At 68.4% G+C, this 18966-nt stretch carries 18 protein-coding genes; 6 read left to right on the forward strand and 12 right to left on the reverse strand.

Annotated elements, in window-relative coordinates; all coding sequences use genetic code 11:
* Positions 1-53: 53 nt before the first annotated feature.
* A complete protein-coding gene (locus ACWF4Z_RS02530) occupies positions 54-644 on the forward strand; it encodes a dihydrofolate reductase family protein (RefSeq protein ID WP_452241138.1) in 591 nt (196 codons plus the stop codon).
* Positions 645-672: 28 nt separating this feature from the next.
* Here the strand turns inward: ACWF4Z_RS02530 and ACWF4Z_RS02535 are convergent, their stop codons facing one another.
* Positions 673-1581 (reverse strand): NADP-dependent oxidoreductase, encoded by a 909-nt coding sequence (locus ACWF4Z_RS02535; RefSeq protein WP_452241139.1) that lies wholly within the window; start codon positions 1579-1581, stop codon positions 673-675.
* Positions 1582-1731: 150 nt separating this feature from the next.
* Positions 1732-3027, reverse strand: a complete 1296-nt coding sequence (locus tag ACWF4Z_RS02540; RefSeq protein WP_452241140.1) for a hypothetical protein — start codon at positions 3025-3027, stop codon at positions 1732-1734.
* 135 nt (positions 3028-3162) lie between these two features.
* Between ACWF4Z_RS02540 and ACWF4Z_RS02545 the strand changes: the two genes are divergently transcribed.
* Positions 3163-3924, forward strand: coding sequence for a carbonic anhydrase (locus ACWF4Z_RS02545; protein WP_452241141.1), 762 nt, complete (start codon positions 3163-3165; stop codon positions 3922-3924).
* A 78-nt stretch (positions 3925-4002) separates the two neighbouring features.
* Here the strand turns inward: ACWF4Z_RS02545 and ACWF4Z_RS02550 are convergent, their stop codons facing one another.
* From ACWF4Z_RS02550 to ACWF4Z_RS02580, 7 genes are all read right to left on the reverse strand, one after another.
* Complete coding sequence (locus tag ACWF4Z_RS02550; RefSeq protein WP_452241142.1) at positions 4003-4500, reverse strand: beta-class carbonic anhydrase; 498 nt, start codon at positions 4498-4500, stop codon at positions 4003-4005.
* Positions 4497-5438, reverse strand: coding sequence for a sucrase ferredoxin (locus ACWF4Z_RS02555; RefSeq protein WP_452241143.1), 942 nt, complete (start codon positions 5436-5438; stop codon positions 4497-4499). Before ACWF4Z_RS02555 ends, ACWF4Z_RS02550 begins: the two co-directional genes overlap by 4 nt.
* Positions 5439-5484: 46 nt before the next feature.
* Positions 5485-7158, reverse strand: coding sequence for an MFS transporter (locus ACWF4Z_RS02560; protein ID WP_452241144.1), 1674 nt, complete (start codon positions 7156-7158; stop codon positions 5485-5487).
* 11 nt (positions 7159-7169) lie between these two features.
* Positions 7170-7880: an LppX_LprAFG lipoprotein gene (locus ACWF4Z_RS02565; RefSeq protein ID WP_452241145.1), complete on the reverse strand. Its 711-nt coding sequence runs from the start codon at positions 7878-7880 to the stop codon at positions 7170-7172.
* A 4-nt stretch (positions 7881-7884) separates the two neighbouring features.
* Entirely contained in the window at positions 7885-10335 is a 2451-nt protein-coding gene (locus ACWF4Z_RS02570; protein ID WP_452241146.1) for a DNA gyrase/topoisomerase IV subunit A, read from the reverse strand.
* Between the two features lie 142 nt (positions 10336-10477).
* Positions 10478-12415: an FtsX-like permease family protein gene (locus ACWF4Z_RS02575; RefSeq protein ID WP_452241147.1), complete on the reverse strand. Its 1938-nt coding sequence runs from the start codon at positions 12413-12415 to the stop codon at positions 10478-10480.
* Positions 12415-13182, reverse strand: coding sequence for an ABC transporter ATP-binding protein (locus tag ACWF4Z_RS02580; RefSeq protein WP_452241148.1), 768 nt, complete (start codon positions 13180-13182; stop codon positions 12415-12417). The genes ACWF4Z_RS02575 and ACWF4Z_RS02580 overlap by 1 nt, the downstream gene beginning before the upstream one ends.
* A 109-nt stretch (positions 13183-13291) precedes the next feature.
* Here ACWF4Z_RS02580 and ACWF4Z_RS02585 point away from each other — a divergent pair, with 109 nt between their 5' ends.
* The 4 genes from ACWF4Z_RS02585 to ACWF4Z_RS02600 are packed head-to-tail and all read left to right on the forward strand — an operon-like array spanning position 13292 to position 16099.
* Positions 13292-14596 (forward strand): sensor domain-containing protein, encoded by a 1305-nt coding sequence (locus ACWF4Z_RS02585; RefSeq protein WP_452241149.1) that lies wholly within the window; start codon positions 13292-13294, stop codon positions 14594-14596.
* Positions 14578-15231 carry a response regulator gene (locus tag ACWF4Z_RS02590; RefSeq protein ID WP_452241150.1) on the forward strand — a complete coding sequence of 218 codons (654 nt, stop codon included), beginning with the start codon at positions 14578-14580 and terminating at the stop codon, positions 15229-15231. Before ACWF4Z_RS02585 ends, ACWF4Z_RS02590 begins: the two co-directional genes overlap by 19 nt.
* 22 nt (positions 15232-15253) lie before the next feature.
* The gene (locus ACWF4Z_RS02595; RefSeq protein ID WP_452241151.1) at positions 15254-15655 is read left to right on the forward strand and encodes a CoA-binding protein; all 402 of its coding nucleotides are present in this window, start codon (positions 15254-15256) and stop codon (positions 15653-15655) included.
* Positions 15656-15676: 21 nt separating this feature from the next.
* Entirely contained in the window at positions 15677-16099 is a 423-nt protein-coding gene (locus ACWF4Z_RS02600) for a TIGR03667 family PPOX class F420-dependent oxidoreductase (RefSeq protein ID WP_452241152.1), read from the forward strand.
* A 44-nt stretch (positions 16100-16143) separates the two neighbouring features.
* Here the strand turns inward: ACWF4Z_RS02600 and ACWF4Z_RS02605 are convergent, their stop codons facing one another.
* Genes ACWF4Z_RS02605 through ACWF4Z_RS02615 form a run of 3 tightly spaced genes read right to left on the reverse strand, consistent with a single transcriptional unit; the run spans position 16144 to position 18889 of the window.
* On the reverse strand, positions 16144-16392 hold the full coding sequence (locus tag ACWF4Z_RS02605) for a DUF2630 family protein (RefSeq protein WP_452241153.1): 249 nt from the start codon (positions 16390-16392) through the stop codon (positions 16144-16146).
* On the reverse strand, positions 16389-17156 hold the full coding sequence (locus ACWF4Z_RS02610) for an ABC transporter permease (protein WP_452241154.1): 768 nt from the start codon (positions 17154-17156) through the stop codon (positions 16389-16391). Before ACWF4Z_RS02610 ends, ACWF4Z_RS02605 begins: the two co-directional genes overlap by 4 nt.
* Positions 17156-18889, reverse strand: coding sequence for an AMP-binding protein (locus ACWF4Z_RS02615; protein WP_452241155.1), 1734 nt, complete (start codon positions 18887-18889; stop codon positions 17156-17158). The genes ACWF4Z_RS02610 and ACWF4Z_RS02615 overlap by 1 nt, the downstream gene beginning before the upstream one ends.
* Between the last annotated feature and the right edge of the window lie 77 nt (positions 18890-18966).

The following is an 18966-nucleotide window of genomic DNA, read 5'->3' on the forward strand; positions in this document are numbered from 1 at the left end:
CGAGAGCTCACGACACGCTAATTTGGGCGGACCCCGAAGCAGAGGAGAGGCCCGTGGGCAAGGTGGTCATGTACAGCTCGGTGTCGGTGGATGGCTTCGTCGCTGACGAGAACGACCAGCCCGGGCCGCTGTTCGACTGGCTGACCAGCGGTGACGTCCCGTTGGACGAGAGCGGCGTGGTGAAGGTGTCGCAGGTGTCCTACGACTACACCCGGGCGTACTGGGACCAGATCGGGGTGACGATCGTCGGCCGCCACGTCTTCGACCTGACGGATGGCTGGGACGGCAAGCCTCCGGGTGGGGTTGACTACGTCGTCGTCGTGACGCACCGGCCGAAGCCCGAGGGCTGGGACCCCGAGGCGCCGTTCCACTTCGTCGACAGCGTCGAGGTGGCCGTGGCCACGGCGCAGGAGCTCTCGGGTGACCGCATCGTCGAGGTCGCCGCCGGCGACGTCGGTGGCCAGGTGCTTGCCGCGGGTCTGGTGGACGAGGTGCGCATGGACGTCGTACCGGTCGTGTTCGGCTCCGGGAAGCGGTACTTCGGATCGGTCGACGCGCAGCACCTGTTGGAGGATGCCGACGTGATCCAGGGCAACCGAGTCCTTCACCTGCGCTACCAGGTGCGCCCGCCGATCACAGGATGAGTCCCCGCAGCGCGGGGCCACACCTCGACTAGGGCGCCTGGACCAGCAGGACGAGCTTTCCGCGGACCTGGCCCGTCTCGCCGAGGTGGTGTGCCTCGGCGATGTCGGCCAGGGGGAACGTCGCTCCGACGGGCACTGAGAATCGACCCGACTCGACCAGCTCGCCGATCTGCCCGAGCGTGTAGAGAGCACGACCAGAGTCGCCTCGACTGAACCGAACGCCGTACTGCTCGGCGCCGGCGAAGTCGGCGACCGTGATGACATTGTGCGCACCGCCTGCGAGCTCGATCAGTTCAGGCAGGATGCCGCTGCCGGCGACGTCGAGCGCCCGGTCGACGCCGGTGGGGGAGAGCGCACAGACCCGCTCGATCAGGCCGTCGCCGTACGCGATAGGCTCGGCGCCGAGTGAGTGGAGCGACTCGTGGCTGGCCGGGCTGCCCGTTCCGATCACGCGGGCGCCACGTGCCACGGCGAGCTGCGCGGCCGCGCGGCCGATGCTTCCTGAGGCTCCATTGATCAGCACGGTCATGTCACCCTGGACGCCGAGCTGGTCGAGTGCGCGGGCTGCGGTTTCGAGCGCGACGGGCAGGGCAGCGGCCTCGGCGAAGTCGAGCGATGGCGGGATCGGGGCGTACGCGCTCATGATCGCCAACTCGGCCTGCCCGGCACCCTCAGCACTGAACCCGAGGACGCGATCACCGATGGCGACGCCTGATACGCCGGCGCCGAGCTCATCGACGATCCCCGCCACCTCGTAGCCCAACGTCTGCGGCAGCTCCTGATCCATCAGGCCTTGCCGCTTCTTCCAATCACTCGCGTTGATCCCCGCAGCTCGCACCGCGACCCGGACCTGATCGGGACCGGGGTGTGGATCAGGAAGATCCACGACCTCGAGAACCTCCGGGCCCCCGAACCGCCTGAACTGGACTGCCTTCATGAGCTGCTCCCCGATCCTGCCCCGGTGGTCGTCACGATCAACGATCGTCACACGACCACTGCTCGTTTCGTCGACACGACGCTCGGGCGCATCGGTCGGCATGATCAGAAAAGTGATCATGCCGACCGATGAGGTGTGCAGTTTTCTGTTCTACCGCAGGGCTGCGCGGAGGACTGCGTGGGCGCCGTTGACGATGGCTTCGCGGTTGGCTTCGTAGGTGGGATCCGTGATCGCGGTCTTGTTCGCGGGGTCGAAGGAGAGGACGGGGACGTGCAGGTGGCCGGCCGGCATCGAGGGGTCGATCAGGTCGCGCTGCAGAGTGTTGCGGTAGGCAACTTCATTGGACAGGTAGCCGCCGCCGGTGCCTTCCGAGGCGATGGACCCGGGCGTCGGACCGAGCGGTTGGCGCACCGGCGCGGTCTGCCCGGCGGGGATCTCGAGCACCGACGTGTTGACCCGCGTCCGGAACGGCGTGACATCGGCCTGCGCCATCCGGGCCAGCGGGAGGCTCGACGTGATCCACTCCGGTCCCGGCGGCATGCTGGGGGAGACCACAGGGGCTGAGATCGTGCCGCCACCCCAGAGATTGTTGTTGTCACCGATCGAACTGACCGAACGACGACGTCCGTTGAACACCTCGAGGTCGAAGATCCCGACGCGGCCCTGGCTGGCCGTCATGACCAGATCGGCCCGCTGAGGTCCGGGACGGTAGTGCGGCGCGAGCGCGTTCTCGACCATGTTCTCGTCGAAGTCCGTGTACCGGACCGGGAACACCACGGTCTGGATCTCGTACGTCTTGCCGTTGATCGTCCAGCGCTGCCCGTCCAACGAGAGCGCGTTCGCCCCGGACGGATTGCCGATCCGGATGTCGGCATCGAGGGTGAACGGGTCGAACCCGGTGACGAGGATCTTCTGTACGCCGGGCGTGAAATGGGTGCTCGTGATCCCGCGCGAGCTGTATTCGAGTGACCGGATCAGGCCGGCGCGTTCCGTCGTACCGAGACCGAAGCGGGGGTGCCATTGCCTCAGTGCGAGGGCCATCGAGAGCCGGGCCCAGTAGAGGCCTCGGTCGTCGGTGGCGGGGAGGGCGTCCGGTCCGGCCGGTGGGTGCTGGGCGCGGTAGGTTGCCGTGCGCCACAGGGCTTCGCCTTGGGCGCGGACGAGGACGGCCGCGGCCTGCCGATTCGGGATCGAGCAGAGCAGGCGGCCGAAGAGCGCGACCTGATGGTCGAAGCCGGAACGGCGCAGGATCTCGGCCGGGACCGAGGGGCCGCCGGCGATGCCGTTGTCGAGGCGTTGCTCCTCGACCGTCCCGGTGGCCTGGTCGAGGCATCCCGTGCCGGTCGCCGGAGCGGCTTGGACCGTCGGTGCGCCGGACAGGACGGCGGTCAGGGCGAGCGCCCCGACGAACAGGGAGCGCGAAAATGAGCTTGGGCGGAGTCTCATACAAGGTGTCTATCAGATCCGGGCCCGGGTTCCGAGAGAATCAGACCAGCCCCGGGTATTGCAGACAGTATGCAAGGGGTTACCTTCAAAGGGAACGGCGATCGCCCACGCCGTCAGTCCCCGAGGAGTACAGCGTTGTCTACCCCATCTCGGCGCCGGTTCCTGACCGCCGCCCTGCAGACTACTCTCGTCGCCGGTGTCAGCGGCGCAGCTGTCGCTGCCTGCAGCACCGCCGGTACGACGCCCGGACCAGCGGCAGCGGAGACACTGAGCGGGACCAGTCCACCCAACCCATCCGCACCATTGGTTGTCGATGGCAACCAAGCGCTGACCCGGTTGAAGGCGGGCAACGAACGCTTCGTCGCCGATCAAGCCGGCACCCTCGATGAGGGCATCGCCCGCCGGGTCGTGGTGAGCAAGGGACAGCACCCGTTCGCGACCGTGCTCGGTTGTGTGGACTCCCGCGTCCCGATCGAGCTCGTCTTCGACCAGGGCCTCGGCGACCTCGTCGTCGTACGCAGCGCCGGCCAAGCGCTCGACCACTCGGTGATCGGAAGCCTCGAGTTCGGTGTCGCGGAGCTGCACACGCCGCTCCTGATGGTCCTGGGCCACCAACGCTGCGGAGCACTGGACGCCACCATCAAGGCTCTCGACGCGGACCGACGCACCTCCGAAGGCGGCGAGATCGGCTACCTCGTCGACACGCTGGCGCCCGCGGTGCGCCAGGTCACCGGTAAACCCGGCGACCGCCTCACCAACGCCGTCCACGCCAATGTCGACCTGGTCCTGGCCAAACTCCGCCAGTCGCCTGTGATCGCCCCACTGGAGAAGTCCGGCAAGCTCAAACTCATCGGCGCCTACTACGAACTCGACACCGGCAAGGTCATTCTCAGCTAACTGGGCACCATCACGCTCGGCGTGATCACAATACTGATCAGGCCGAGCGTGATGACCAGAAAACTGCACACGGCTCGGTCAGTCGAACTGGGTCAGCAGGCCGGTGTCGACGTCGTACATGAAGCCGCCGACGAGGATGTCGTCGCCGATCAGTGGGTGTTCGCGGACGGCGGCGACGTCGTGGTGAAGGGCCTCGAGCTGGTCGGGGATGACCGGGATCGGGAGGTAGCCGGCCGGTTTACCGGCGGCGAGCTCGACCTTGGCGCGCATTGCGTCCTCGGTCATCGAGGCCATCGCGCAGCGGGTGTGCGGGATGATCATGATCCGGCGGACACCCAGCAACTGCACGCCGAGCACGAGGCCGGTCAGCGTGACCTCGGTGACCCGGCTGCCGGCGCTGCGCAGCACCTTCGCGTCGCCCGGCTTGAGCCCGAGCAGCTCCAGGGGCGGGATCCGCGAGTCCATACAGGTCACCACACCGACTCCGGCGTGCGCGATCCCGTCGAAGCCGCCGTAGGAGAAGTCGGCGGCGTACTCGGCGTTGGCGGCCAGCAGGTCCTCGAATCCGCTGGTCATCGGACGTCACTCAGTTGAGGGGCTCCGGCATACGGGATCGACATGGCGAAGGGCTCCTTTCCGCAAGAATCCGGACGTGGTGGATCTGCTGGGGTACTGCCGACCGGCACGGTCCACGACCGGCCGTCGACATGCCGTACGACGACGGCGGCGGCATCCTCGCCCGCAACGCTGAGGGCATCCAGGTCGAGCTCACCGATGAGACGCCGTACGGCGATCTCCGCGACCTGACCGCGTTTGGACCAGGTCGACCGGCCGCGCAACCCGGTCAGCACGGTCTCGCCGCGACCGGCCGCGTCGAGCACGGTCGCGGCGAGCTCGACAGTTAGTTGGCCGTGCATCACACCGGCGGGCAGGAAGGTCGCCGTCGGCGCGAACCGGTGGCCGCCCAGGTGGGTCGCCTCCCACACCCGACCGGGCGCGATCTCAGCCAGTCCGGACACGAGTGGTCGGCCGAGCAGCGCACAGCATCCGTCGCGCTTGCCATTCGTGCACACCAGCACGAGGGGGTCGTCGAGCGGCGCGAGGACTGGCAGCGAGGCGATCACAGCCGCCTGATCACCGCGGCTGACGGCATCAAGGTCGAGCCCATCGAGCTCAGCCGGGTCGTCGACACAACCGCCGACCAGCCAGGTCCGGCCCGGCGTGGTCGAGGCGACAAAGACCTGATGCGACCGCTCGACCGCGTCCGAATGCCGTCCGGGGGAGCGGATCAGCCCGAAGCGCACATCGACCTTCTTGCACTCTTCGTCGAACGCACCACCGAACTCAGGATCGAGGTGGCTCTGCGTCGGCGCCTTCGCACCCCATGGGCCTGGTTGCTCGACGACCACCCACCCGACCGCGACCACCGCCGTACCGGGAAGGGGCTCGCCCAGCTCCCGGCAGTACGTCGAGCACAGGCCTGGTCGGCCGGTCGCATCGAGGGGTCGGATCACGCCTCAACGGTACGCGAGGTGAGACGCCTGTCCCTCATGATGATCATCACCCATGCCTCTCTCTGGGTAGTTCGCCACGTCGGCCGAGCACCAGGACCGCCGCGACGGCCGCGACGAGAGCGCAGACGGCCGCTCCGGCGAAGATCGTGTGAACTTGTGAAACCGCGGCGTCGCGGAGTGCGTCGACGAACGGCCGGCAGTTGCCGGGGGAGGACGGGCAGAGCTGGTTCGGGGACGGGATGTCGTCGGCGATCGCGAAGTACCTTCGGAGCCCGATGGCGGTGAGTGCGGAAACACCGATCAGCATTCCGATCATCCGCGCGACCACGACCAGCGCGCTGGCCAGGCCGTGGCTGTCCGCGGGAGTGGCACCGAGCATCGCCGTGTTGACCGGGGAGAGCGCCAGACCGAACCCGAAACCACACAGCAGGAGTACGACGGTCGCCGGCCAGTGATCGAGCGCCGTACGACTCCAGAACGCCATGAGCACGAACATCACCCCGGACAGCCCGAGTCCGGCTCCCGTGATCAGACCGAGCCCGTAGCGCCGAGTCAGCCAGCCCCCGACGACCGCTCCGATCGGTAGCGCGATCAGGAACCGCAGCAGCACCAGAGCGGCGGCCAACTGTCCACCGCCCTGCGTAATGCGAGCAAATACGGGTACGTCGACCAGTGCGGCGATCAGCGCACATCCGACCAGGAAGCTGACGAGTAGTGACCCCCAAGCAGGCCGTGCGCCGAGGAGACCACGTGGCACGATCGCTCGCGTCGTACGACGTTGCCAGAACGCAAAGCCGATCGCGAAGACGACCGCCGCGACCAGCAGCCACGGCCCGGCCGGTGCCATCAGCTCACGCTCTGGATCGGCCGTTGCGAACGCCAGTACGACGCCTGCCAGCGCAACGGCCAGCAGGACGGCGCCGACCAGATCGACCTGATCCAAGACCGCGCCGAGGTGTGAGCGAGTCCGCCACAACACCAGACCGAGCCATAGCAAGGCCAGCACGAGCGTGGCGGCACCGATCGGTGTCAGCAGCCGGGATGTGCCCGTGAAGGGAACAAACGGCAGCCCGAGCGTGACTCCGCTCGCTAGCCGTTCTGGGGCAGTCAACGTCAGCCCGAGCGCGATACAGGCCAGCAGACCGACCAAAGCCGACACGGGTGGACGCTTGAGACCGCGGAGCAGCAGGGCGAGTACGACGGCAACGGTCAGGTTGAGCCAGAAGATGTACCGCCAGTCGGCGATGGCCAGGACCGCAGCACCTAGCAACGGGCCAAGGACCGAGCCGAGCTCTTGCACCGCACCGACGACACCCAACGGCAGGCCTCGCCGGTTGGCCGGCCAGAGGTCCGCCACCAACGCCAGCGTGGCCGGCACGAGCCCGCCGCCACCCACGCCTTGAAGAAACCGACCGGTTACCACGAGTGGAAGGTCGTACGCCGACGCCGTGATCAGCGATCCGACAGCGAACAGCATCAGCGCCCCGACGAGCACCGGCGTCCGCCCGACAACGTCCGCGATCCGCCCGATCAACGGCAGCACCGCGATGTACCCGAGCAGGAACCCGGAGATGATCGGCGCCGCCCGCTGCAGCTCGTCCGTCGACAGCCCGACGCCGGACATCATGTCCGGCAGCGCCAGCACGACGACGTACGTGTCCGCAGCCGCGAACGCGACGGCGATCGAGGCCAGGGTGAGCTGGGTCCTCGGCCTGGTCACCGAGTCCGCGCTCACGGCTTGGTGATCTCGACCTTCTCGCCGTACTTGTCGAAGGTGATGTCGTAGCTGCTGGTGGCGCCGTCGTAGAACGGGCCGGTGATGGTCGCGGCGGCGAGCTGCTTGGTGTCTTTGTCGATCTTGAAGGTGCTGGGGAAGTCCTTGTCGGCAGGCGCCTTCGGGAAGATGCCCTGCAGCGAACTGCCCTGAACCGCGCCGGTGACCTCGGTCAGGATCTTGGCGCCGTCACGGGTGTCGCCTTTGACCTTCGGGTCTTTCAACGTCGGCAGAACCGAGGTGAGGCCCTTGGCCGGGTCGAGCAGGACGGCCGGGTCAGGTGCGCCGAGGCCGGCCAGCTGCGAAGGCGCCAGCTCGATGAAGCTGGGCGTGAGCGAAAGCTTCGCGTAGACCTTGCTGCCGACCGCGACCACCTCGGCGTCGATCGACGAACCGGCGGTGCGCACGGTCAGCTTGCCCTTGAACGCGGGCGCGTGCGTCGCGACGCCGTCACCGCTGACCAGCGCCTGCGCGCTGTCCGGCAGATCACGTCCGGCCAGAACGATGTGCACGCTCGCCGCATCGTCGATGTTCTTCTTCGCCGACGTCAGCAGCGCGACCGCGTCGTCACCCGACTTCGCGCCGGCGTTGCTTCCGGAGTCCTTCTTGTCGCTGCATCCCGCCACCGCTATCACGAGCACCGCGCCGAGCGCGAGCAGTCTCTTCACGGGGTCAGCCTGCCAGATCGGGAGCGCACGCCGCGATCGGCTGTGCCACCGGTACGCCGGAGCCGTCGCGCCGCGGGTCGATCGGCGGCAGCTCCACCGGCGCGCCGCTCGATGCACTCGCCCGGACCGGCGCCGCACCGACGAATCCGAGCAGCAGCCCGTCCTCGCCCTTGAGCAGCCGCTGGCAACGCACACCACCGGTGCCGCGTCCCTTGCCCGGGTACTCGCTGAACGGCGTCACCTTCACCGCGCCGACCTCCGTCCCCGGCAGCGCCGACGACGAGCCCGCGATCGTGACGACCTCAGCGTCGCGGCTGGTGTCGACGGCGCCGAAGAAGACGACCTTCGCCTTGGCTGCCAGCCGAACCCCGGCCATACCGCCCGCGGTCCGCCCCTGCGGACGCACTGCCGAGGCCGGGAAGTGCAGCAGCTGCGCGTCCGACGTGATGAAGCACAACGCCTCGTCGCCCGTGGTCAGCTCGACCGCGCCGATCACCTCGTCGTCGTCGTTCAGCCGGATGATCTCCCACGAGTCGCGGTTGCTCAGGTGGTCCGGTACGACGCGCTTCACCACGCCGCCCGTCGTCCCCAGCGCGACGCCGACCGAGTCCGGATCCATCGTGGTCAGCGCGACGGCCTTCTCGCCGGGCTCCAGCGACACGAACTCCGCGATCGGCGCGCCACCCTGCAGGTTCGGCGCGTTCGCGGTCGTCGGTACGGCGGGGAGATCGAGCGACTCGAGCCGGATCAGCCGGCCGGTGCTCGTGATCAGCCCGTACTGACCGCGTGCCGTGCTCTTCACCGCGGAGATGATTGCATCGTGCTTGGCCCGGGTGTCTCCGGTGCCGAACGGCTCCACGCCGTTCGTCCGGGCAAGCAGGCCGGTCGTGCTCATCAGGATCCAGCACGGGTCGTCGCTGACCTCGAGCGGCACGGCCGCGGTCTTGGTCGCGCCGGACGACTCCAGCAGGACGGTCCGCCGCGGCGTGCCGTAGGTCTTGGCGACCTCGGCCAGCTCGTCGGAAACCATCTTCTTCAGCAGTGACTCGTCCTCGATGATCGCGGTGAGAGCCTCGATCTCGCGTTCGAGCTCGCCCTTCTCGGTGTCCAGCTCTAGCTTCGAGAACTTGGTCAGCCGACGCAGCGGCATGTCGAGGATGTAGTTGGTCTGCACCTCGGTCAGGTCGTAGATGTCCATCAACCGGACCCGCGCGGCGGCCGCGTCGTCGCTGGACCGGATGATCTGGATGACCTCGTCGATGTCCAGGATCGCGATCAGCAGGCCGTCGACGATGTGCAGCCGGTCTTGGGCCTTCTTCCGGCGGAACTCGCTGCGCCGCCGGACCACGTCGTACCGGTGGTCGAGGTAGACCTCCAGGAGCGGCTTGAGGCCGAGCGTGCGCGGCTGGCCGTCGACCAGGCAGACCGCGTTGATCGAGAACGAGTCCTCGAGCGGGGTCAGCTTGTAGAGCTGCTCCAGCAGGGCCTCGGGGACGAAGCCGTTCTTGACCTCGATCACCAGCTGAGTGCCGTGGGTGCGGTCGGTGAGGTCCTTGACGTCGGCGATGCCCTGCAGCTTCTTCGACTGGACCAGCGTCTTGATCTTCTCGATCACCTTCTCCGGCCCGACCGTGTAGGGCAGTTCGGTGACCACGATGCCCTTGCGCCGGGGCGTGACGTTCTCGATCCGGGCGGTGGCGCGCATCTTGAAGCTGCCGCGGCCGGTGGCGTAGGCGTCCTTCACACCCTCCAGGCCGACGATCTTGCCGCCGGTCGGCAGGTCCGGCCCGGGGATGTACCGCATCAGGTCGTCCAGGTCGGCCGACGGCGTCTTGATCAGGTGCCGCAGTGCCTGGATCACCTCGACCAGGTTGTGCGGGGCCATGTTGGTGGCCATGCCGACCGCGATCCCAGTGGCACCGTTGACCAGCAGGTTCGGGAAGGCGGCCGGCAGCACCGCCGGCTCCGTCTCCTGACCGTCGTAGTTCGGCCGGAAGTCGACAACGTTCTCGTCGAGCCCGATCGTCATCGCCATCGCCGGCGGCGCCATCCGGCACTCGGTGTATCGCATGGCCGCCGGACCATCGTCGAGAGATCCAAAATTGCCGTGGCCGTCGATCAGGGGGACGCGCATGGACCAGGGCTGGGCGGTGCGGACCAGGGCGTCGTAGATCGCGCCGTCGCCGTGGGGGTGGTACTTACCCATGACCTCACCGACGACGCGGGCGCTCTTCACGTGACCGCGGTCGGGGCGGATGTTGTTCTCCGACATCGAGAACAGGATCCGGCGCTGGACCGGCTTCAGCCCGTCCCGCGCGTCCGGCAGCGCCCGGGCGTAGATCACCGAGTAGGCGTACTCCAGGAAGCTGCTGCGCATCTCGTCGGAGACATCGACGTCGAGGATGCGCTCCTCGAAGTCCTCGGGCTCGGCGGTGGTGCTGGAACGACGTGCCATGCGGGTCTACGAACTCCTCGATCAAAACCGGTACGGCGTCGCGACGGTTCGGCGCCGTGCCTATTGTCCCTGGTGAACTCACGTTTGCCCGCTACGACCCGCCCTCCGCCTGTCGCGTCACTCAGCGCCGCCGCATACTGGTCTACTCCACCGCCGCGGACGGCTGCGACCGGCGCAGGATGTACGTCGTCGGGGCCAGAGCGGACCCTACCGCCAGGATCAGACAGACCGCTCCGATCCCCAGCAGGATGGTCCAAGGCACGGTGACCGGTACGTCGGCCACACCTGACGTCATCGCATGCCGGATCAGGATCCCGACGGTGATCGTGATCGCCGTACCGAGCGTGAGCGCGGCGGCGCCGATCAGCGAGGACTCCCACAGCACCATCCGGCGGATCTGCGCGGGCGTGGCCCCGAGCAGCCGCGAGGTGATGAATTCGTGCCGCCGCTGCAGGCTGCCCATCAGCAGCGTGTTGGCGATCGCGATAGCGCTGTAGAGCGCGGCTGGACCGAGCAAGAGGATCAGCCCGAACTGGTTGCCCTGGCGAACCCCGGCTGCCTGCTCCGCCTCCCACTCGTCGGCAGGTACGGCGTGATCGATCCTGCCAACCAACTCGTTCGCGGGGACCCCGTCCGCGGGCAGGACGAACATCCGGTCGGGCTTCGTGGTCGGCGCGTGCTCGCGGGCGAGCTCGAGCGGCAGGAGGAACTGCGGATTCACGCCGAACGCATCCGGAACGATCGCGACGATCCGAAGCTTCGCCGCGGTCTTGTCCAGGAAGGTCACCGGCAGTTCGTCGCCGACGTGGTAGTTCTCGAAGCCCGCCGATTCCTTGCCGATGGCAACGGTATTTCCGGACAGTTTGCTCAGGTCACCGGCGATCGCTGTGAGGTGTCGCGTCGTGACGGCGACCGCAGGATCGATACCTTCGGCATCCTCGAGCTGGGCGTAGTCCTGGCTGATCCGGATCAGCTGGAGCGGGATACCGGCATCGACAGCCCCCACGCCCGCAACCTTGGACAGGTCGCCGGCCTGCGTCACCACGATCGGTGCCTGCACGGCGTCCCGGATCGACGCGCCCGCGCTGTCGGCGGCGAAGCTGAGGCTCAGCACCATCGAACCCGCGATCGCCGAGATGGCCAGGATCGGCGCTGCCAGCGACGCGCTCCGCCGCGGGGCGGCGACCACGTTGCTTCGGGCGAGCCGACCCGACACCCGCGTCCACGCGACCAGCGGCTGCGCCCACACCCGGCTGATCCATGGCACGATCAGCGGCGCGAGCAGCGTCAGCCCGATCACCATCACCATCGGCGTGAACATCGACAGCGGTACGACGCCGTCGCCCGACGACGGCCTGATCAGCGACAACATCACGATCGAACCGGCGACAAAGACGAGCCCGAAGACGATCCGCACCGGACCGATCTGCGGCGGCTCCAACGCCGCCTCGCGCAAGGCATCGATCGGTCCGACCCGTCCCGCTCGCCGCGCGGCCGACCGGGCGCCAAGCATCGCCACCAGCAGCCCGGCCGCCACCGCGATCGACAAGGGCAGCCATGGCGAGGCCGGCTCGAGTTTCACCGGCGCAAGCTCGGTGTACGACGCCTTCCGCAGCAGCAACGGCGTGGCGAGCTGGGCCAGCCCCGCTCCCGTCAGCGACGCCGCGACAGCAACCATCAGGGCCTCACCGAGAACCATGCGGCGGATCTGACCCGGGGTGGCACCGATCAGCCGGATCAGCCCGATCTCCCGTCGCCGCGCCGCGACCGCGAAGGCAAAGGTGCTTGCGATCACAAAGATCGTGATGAACCCGCTGATCACCCCGATCAGGCTCAGGACCGTCTGCAGCCCGGACACATCCGCGTCGGAGGTGGCCACGCTGACTCGCTGCGGCGCCACCTCGCTACTGCCCAGCGTCATCACGCTGATCTTCGATGCCGCCGGTCCGTCGTACGCGATGGTGGCGGCCGTCGCAGTGGCGGCGAGCCCGAGCAAGAACACCCCGACCGCGAGGGCGACGAAGGATCCGGCGTACAGCGATCGATGCCGACTGATCGTCTGGCGGCTCAGGTAGAACATCAGCCCTCCAGCTCGCTCATCGCCGCGGCGATCTGGGTCGGTGAACCCCGGTCGAGGTGGCCCGCGATCAGGCCGTCGGACAGGAACAGCACCCGCTCCGCGTACGCCGCGGCGACCGGGTCGTGGGTGACCATCACCACGGTCTGCCCGTCCCGGTCGGTTGCCTCCCGCAACAATCCGAGGATCTGCCGGCTCGTCCCGCTGTCCAGGGCGCCGGTCGGTTCGTCCGCGAAGAACACCGACGGCCGCGTGATCAGGGCTCGGGCGATCGCGACCCGCTGCTGCTGCCCGCCGGACAACTCGGCCGGCCGCCGCTTGGCCTTCCCGTCCAGGCCGACTTGCTCGAGCACCCGCTGTACGTCGCTGCGCCGTGGTCGACGGCCGGTGAGCCGCAACGGCAGCGCCACGTTGTCGTACACCGTCAGCGAGGGCAGCAGGTTGTACGCCTGGAACACGAACCCCATCTCGGCCCGGCGCAGCTTGGTGAGCGCGACCTCGTTGAGCCCGCTGAGCTCCACTCCACCCAGCACGACGCTGCCGCTGGTGGGCTTGTCGAGCCCGGCCGCGCACTGCAACAGCGTCGATTTGCCGGAGCCGGACGCTCCCATCACCGCGGTGAACGAGCCGCGGGCGAAGTGATAGGTCACCCCTCGCAACGCGTCGACGGCTCCGGCCTTGGAGCGGTACGTCTTCGTGATGCCGTCCAGCAACAAGGCCGGGCCCTGAGTGGGTACGACGCTCGAGTACGTCGGGGCAGTGGTGGTCATGGTTCCAGCCAACCGCCGTACGACGCTTCGCACCCGGGCGCACGGTAGACACCTGGAGTAGCGCGGACGCTACCGTCCTGGCGGGGGTCGCGGACCTAGGGTTGGCTGGGTGGAAGCAACCGCGACGAGCAACCAAAAGCGCTCCAGCCCGAGGTCGGGCTGGGCAGCGCTGGCGTCGCCGCGGTACCTGATCTCTTCGTGGCCGTGGCGCAGCTACCTCTACCTGTTCACCTCGGTGCCGCTCGGTGCAGTGACCCTCTCGGTCCTCCTGGCCGCCGCGGCGGTGAGCGCCGTGCTCAGCCCGATCGTGATCGGGATCGTGCTGTGGATGGCGTTCCCGCTGATCGGAGCCGGGGTCGGCTGGCTCGAGCGGGCCCGCGCCGGACAGATGCTGAGCGGCGGCATCAGCAGCCCGCACCCGAAGCTCCCGGCCAGACTCTCCTTCCGGGAGAAACTGAAGTACCGCCGCCGCGAGCAGGCCTCGATGCGCGCACTCGGGTACAGCTTCGTGCTCGGCGTCTTCCTGTGGCCGATCAGCCTCGCGTTCGCCGGGTTCAGCGCGACCGTCCTGGGCGTCACCCTGGCCGCCCCGCTGATCGCGGACACCGACGCGATGGGCATGGGCCCGTGGACTCTCGACACCGCCTGGGAAGGGCTCATCTTCCTGGTGGCCTTCGGCCCGCCGTTCTTCATCGTGAGCTCGTACGCGATCGGCGTTGTCGCCGCGGCCGAGGCGTCGCTGGCGAAGGCCATGCTCGGACCCCGGCAGGAGGAGCTGGAGCGGCACGTCGCCGAGCTGCGCCGGTCCCGGCTCGACCTGGTCGACGCGTTCGAGACCGAGCGGGCCCGGATCGAGCGGCACCTGCACGACGGCGTCCAGCAACGACTGGTCGGGCTCACGATGACGCTCGGGCTGGCCGAGCTCGACCTGCCGCAAGGAGAGGGCCGGCGGTTGGTGGTGAAGGCCCACGCCGAGGCCGAGGCGGCGCTCGCGGATCTTCGGGAGGCGGTGCGTGGGATCCACCCGCGGGTGCTGGTCGACTTGGGGCTGGAGGCTGCCGTTCGGGAGGTCGCCGACCGGATGCCGTTGCCGGTGCGGGTGCAGATGTCGCTGCCCGGACGATTACCCCCGCCGATCGAGGCCGCGGCGTACTTCGTCGTCAGTGAGACCCTCGCGAACGTGGCCAAGCACGCGCAGGCCACCAGTGGTGAGGTGATCGGATGGATCGAGCGGGACCTGTTGGTCGTCGGCATCACCGATGACGGGATCGGTGGAGCAAAGCTCGGCGCCGGGACCGGACTCACCGGGTTGGTGACCCGATTGGACGCGTTGGGAGGCACACTCGTCATCGACAGCCCACCTGGAGGGCCGACTCGATTGAGGATGGAGTGCCCGTGCCGCCTCGGCGACTGAGCATCGTGCTGGCCGAAGACTCGCTGCTGCTGCGGGAGGGGCTGGCCAGCATCCTGGACCGCGCTGGTCACGAAGTACGCGACACCGTCGGCGATGGCGACACTCTGCTGGCCGTCGTACGGAAAGAGCCGCCGGACGTGGTGATCACCGATGTACGGATGCCGCCCGGGCACAGCGACGAGGGCCTGCGGGCGGCCGCGGCGATCCGCGCCGAGCTCCCGTCGATCGGAATTCTGGTGCTGTCGCAGTACGTCGCCGACGCGTACCTGTCGACGTTGCTCGAGACAACGACCGGTGGGATCGGCTACCTGCTGAAGGACAGGGTCGGGCATGTCGCGGAGTTCCTCGAGTCGCTGGATCGCGTCGCGAGCGGCGGGACCGTGGTCGATCCCGAAGTGGTCCGGCAGTTGCTCGCGCGCCGCCGCAACGATGGTCCTCTCGCGGCCCTCACCCCGCGCGAGCTGGAGGTGCTCGCGCTGATGGCCGAGGGCCGCGTGAACGCGTCGATCGCCGACCAACTCGTGGTGAGCGAAGCCGCCGTCCGCAAGCACGTCGGGAACATCTTCGCCAAGCTCCAGCTCGACGACGGTCTGGACCGCCGGGTCTCCGCCGTCCTCACCTACCTGCGCGGTTGAGTCGGCGAGCGACGATTTAGGTATGGATGCTGATATCCGCAAGATTCTGGCCGACTGCGAGACCTGGGCCGTAGTCGGCTTGTCGAACAATACGAGCCGGGCGGCGTACGGCGTGGCGCGATTTCTGCAGGCCCATGGGAAACGGATCGTGCCGGTGCATCCGTCCGCCGAGACCGTGCACGGCGAGCAGGGGTATGCGACGCTCGCGGACATCCCGTTCCCGGTCGACTGTGTCGATGTGTTCGTCCGCTCCGACCTGGCCGGCGAGATCGCGGACCAGGCAGTGGGAATCAACGCGAAGGCGGTGTGGTTCCAGCTGGATGTAGTCGACCAGGACGCCTACGACCGCACGACCGCAGCCGGCCTGACCATGGTGATGAACCATTGCCCGGCGATCGAGTGGGGGCGTCTCGGTCCGTCCTGACCCTCACTGCGGAAGGCTCCGATGTTCACCATCGACACGTCCACGGATTTCGGGAAGCGGATCGCACGACAGCTGGATGAGGAAGTGGTGGTCTGGCTGACCACCGTCGGCGCCACCGGGACCCCAGCTCCGAAGCCGGTGTGGTTCCTCTGGTACGACGACGAGATCCTGATCAGCTCCCAGCCGGACAAGGCCAAGCTGCACCATATCGAACGGCACCCCCAGGTGGCGGTGAACTTCAACGCGACCCACAGCGGGGGAGAGGTCGGCGTCATCTCCGGTACGGCGGCCATCGACCCGGCCCCGATCTCCGGCGGGGCCCTGGCTGCCTACAACTCCAAGTACGCCGACGACATCACCAGGCTCGGGATGAGTCCGGACCAGTTCCACGCGTCGTACTCGGTCCTGATCCGGATCACCCCGGCGAAACTGCGGGGATTCTAGGCAGATTCTGGGGCAGATTTCTGGGGCGCTTCCTGACGCGCGAACTACCCGAGGTAGCCCTCGACCGTGTCGGCCGAGCGTGGCTGGGCGTTGTCGGGGTTGTCGCCGTACTCGCGCTTGGCGCGGCGCTGGCGGAGCAGGTCCCAGCACTGGTCGAGCTCGACCTCGAGGGCGCGCAGGCGAGCGTGCTCGTCGGTGTCGTCGATCTGGCCGGCGGCGTGCTTGGTGCGGAGCTCGTGCTCCTCGGCGACCAGCTCGTCGATCCGGCTGAGGAGGGTCTTGTCATCGGTCATGAATGCACCGTACGCCCGTCGGGCAGCTGGGCGCGGGACAGGAGCTCGGTGATGACGAGGATGGCGATGGCCTCGGCGGCGATCAGGCCGATGAGGACGACCAGCTGCAACGCGGCGGCTGCGGTCGGTGACGCGCCGCCGAGGACCATGCCGACGAACGCGCCGGGCAGCGAGACCAGCCCGACCGTGCGGGTCTGATCGAGGGCCGGAAGCAATGCGTCGCCCGCGACCGGGCCGACCACGAGCTTGAACGCGTCCGGCTGCAGCAAACCGATCGACAGGCCCGCCTCGAACTCACCGAACCGCGTCCCGTACTCGTTCAGCACCCGCCGGCCGGCGAGGGTCGTGGCGGTCATCGCGCCGCCGACGATGATGCCGCCCGTCGGCAGGATCGTGGCCGGGTTGCGCGGCACGACGCCCGGGAGGATGAGCAGCAGCAGTACGACGAGCGCACCGCTGCCGATCGCGGCCGCGCAGTACATCCACTGACCGGGGATCGCGGCGGTGGAGTGAAGCCGCCGGGTGCTGGTGAAGGTCGCGACCCCGAACATCAGCAGCACGAACGCGATCGCACCCAGCGTGTGCTGCAGGGCCACCCCGACGACCGCGCCGACCGCGGCCAGCTGCACCACCGCGCGCAGGGCCGCGGTGACGATCCCCTTGTCGTGATGGAGACCGGCGTACCGGGAGGCTCCGACGCCGATCGCGATCAGCAGGGGCAGAACGACGACGGCCGACCAGCCCAGGCCGGTGTCGAGCGACATCACTCTTCCTTGAAGTCGGCCTCGTCGTACGCGTACTCCCCGTGCGTACCGTTCGACACCTTGACCGCCTCGTCGTCGCGCAGCTCGACCCGCCGGATCTTCCCGGAGATCGTCTTCGGCAGCTCGGCGAACTCGAGTCGTCGGATCCGCTTGTACGGCGCCAAATGCTCCCGGCAGAACTGCAGGATCTCGGCGGCCAGCTCACGCGACGGCTCACGGCCGGCCGCGAGGACGACGTACGCCTTCGGCACCGCCAGCCGGACCGGATCGGGCGACGGTACGACGGCTGCCTCGGCGACCGCGGGATGCTCGATCAGCACCGATTCCAGCTCGAACGGCGAGATCCGGTAGTCGCTGGCCTTGAACACGTCGTCGGACCGGCCGACGTAGGTGATGTAGCCGTCCGCGTCCCGGCTCGCGACGTCACCGGTGTGGTAGAAACCGCCGCGCGTGACCTCGGCGGTCAGCTCCTCGGCGTCGCGGTAGCCGCGCATCAGCGGCACCGGCGGGGGAGCCAGCTCGATGCAGATCTCGCCGTCGTCGCCGATCGCGTCCGTGGTCGGGTCGATCAGCGCGATCGTGTACCCGGGCAGTGGGCGGCCCATCGACCCGAGCTTGACCGGCTGACCCGGCGGGTTGCCGATCTGCGCGGTCGTCTCGGTCTGCCCGTAGCCGTCGCGGATGGTGATGTCCCAGGCAGCCCGGACCTGCTCGATCACCTCGGGGTTGAGTGGCTCACCGGCCGAGATGCACTCCCGGATCCGGACCTGCACGGCGGACAGGTCGGCCTGGATCAGCATCCGCCACACGGTCGGCGGCGCGCAGAACGTGGTCACGCCGTACGTCTGCAGGACCTGCAGCATCTTCTCGGCGTCGAACCGTGTGTAGTTGTAGAGGAAGACGGTCGCGCCGGCATTCCACGGTGCGAAGACGTTGCTCCAGGAGTGCTTCGCCCAGCCGGGGGATGACACGTTCAGGTGGACGTCGCCGGGCTGGAGGCCGATCCAGTACATGGTCGAGAGGTGCCCGACCGGGTAGCTGACCTGGGTGTGCTCGACCAGCTTGGGCTGACTCGTCGTACCGGAGGTGAAGTACAACAGCAGTGAGTCGTCGGCCGCGGTGTCCACCTCGGGAACCGGTCCGTCGTAGGCGATCGTGTCGTCGTAGCTCAGCCAGCCCTCGACCGAAGGGCCGACCGCGACGCGGATGCAGTCGTCCGCGATTCCGGCGTACCTCTCGGCCTGTGCGCTGGTGGTGACGACGGCGCGGACGTGGCCGCGGGCGATCCGGTCGGCGAGGTCGGCGTCGGTGAGCAGGGTGGTCGCGGGGATCATCACCGCGCCGGCGCGGATGCAGCCGAGCATGGTCTCCCACAGCTCGATCTGGTTGCCGAGCACAATCAGTACGCGGTCGCCCGGCGACACTCCCGCCTGGGTGAGCCAACCGGCCACCTGACGGGATCGCTCGGCCATCTCGGCGTACGTCCGCGAGTTGACCTCGCCATCGGCCTCGACGATCGTCAGCGCGGCGACCTCGGGCTGCTCCACCGCGAGCGCGTCGAACCAGTCCCGTGCCCAGTTGAACCGCTCGAAGACCGGCCAGCTGAAGTCCCGGTACGCCGTCTCGTAGTCCTCGCGTTGCGCGATCAGAAAGTCCCGCGCGGCCCGAAACTCCCGGGTGACCTCGGCCGTGCTCTGTTCGGTGCTCTCCACTGGGCTCTCCGCTGAACTCATGACCGCACTATTGCCCAACGACTACCCATCAGTAAACGCGCCGCACCCGCCCCTGCCCCTTCGGACGCAATACATGT

This window comes from Kribbella sp. NPDC055071 (assembly GCF_053608045.1).

Coding starts and splice junctions, on each gene's coding strand:
- ACWF4Z_RS02535 (WP_452241139.1), bottom strand. CDS start 1,581: ATGAAGGCAGTCCAGTTCAGGCGGTTCGGGGGCCCGGAGGTTCTCGAG.
- ACWF4Z_RS02540 (WP_452241140.1), bottom strand. CDS start 3,027: ATGAGACTCCGCCCAAGCTCATTTTCGCGCTCCCTGTTCGTCGGGGCG.
- ACWF4Z_RS02550 (WP_452241142.1), bottom strand. CDS start 4,500: ATGACCAGCGGATTCGAGGACCTGCTGGCCGCCAACGCCGAGTACGCC.
- ACWF4Z_RS02570 (WP_452241146.1), bottom strand. CDS start 10,335: ATGGCACGTCGTTCCAGCACCACCGCCGAGCCCGAGGACTTCGAGGAG.
- ACWF4Z_RS02575 (WP_452241147.1), bottom strand. CDS start 12,415: ATGTTCTACCTGAGCCGCCAGACGATCAGTCGGCATCGATCGCTGTAC.
- ACWF4Z_RS02580 (WP_452241148.1), bottom strand. CDS start 13,182: ATGACCACCACTGCCCCGACGTACTCGAGCGTCGTACCCACTCAGGGC.
- ACWF4Z_RS02595 (WP_452241151.1), top strand. CDS start 15,254: ATGGATGCTGATATCCGCAAGATTCTGGCCGACTGCGAGACCTGGGCC.
- ACWF4Z_RS02600 (WP_452241152.1), top strand. CDS start 15,677: ATGTTCACCATCGACACGTCCACGGATTTCGGGAAGCGGATCGCACGA.
- ACWF4Z_RS02605 (WP_452241153.1), bottom strand. CDS start 16,392: ATGACCGATGACAAGACCCTCCTCAGCCGGATCGACGAGCTGGTCGCC.
- ACWF4Z_RS02610 (WP_452241154.1), bottom strand. CDS start 17,156: ATGTCGCTCGACACCGGCCTGGGCTGGTCGGCCGTCGTCGTTCTGCCC.
- ACWF4Z_RS02615 (WP_452241155.1), bottom strand. CDS start 18,889: ATGAGTTCAGCGGAGAGCCCAGTGGAGAGCACCGAACAGAGCACGGCC.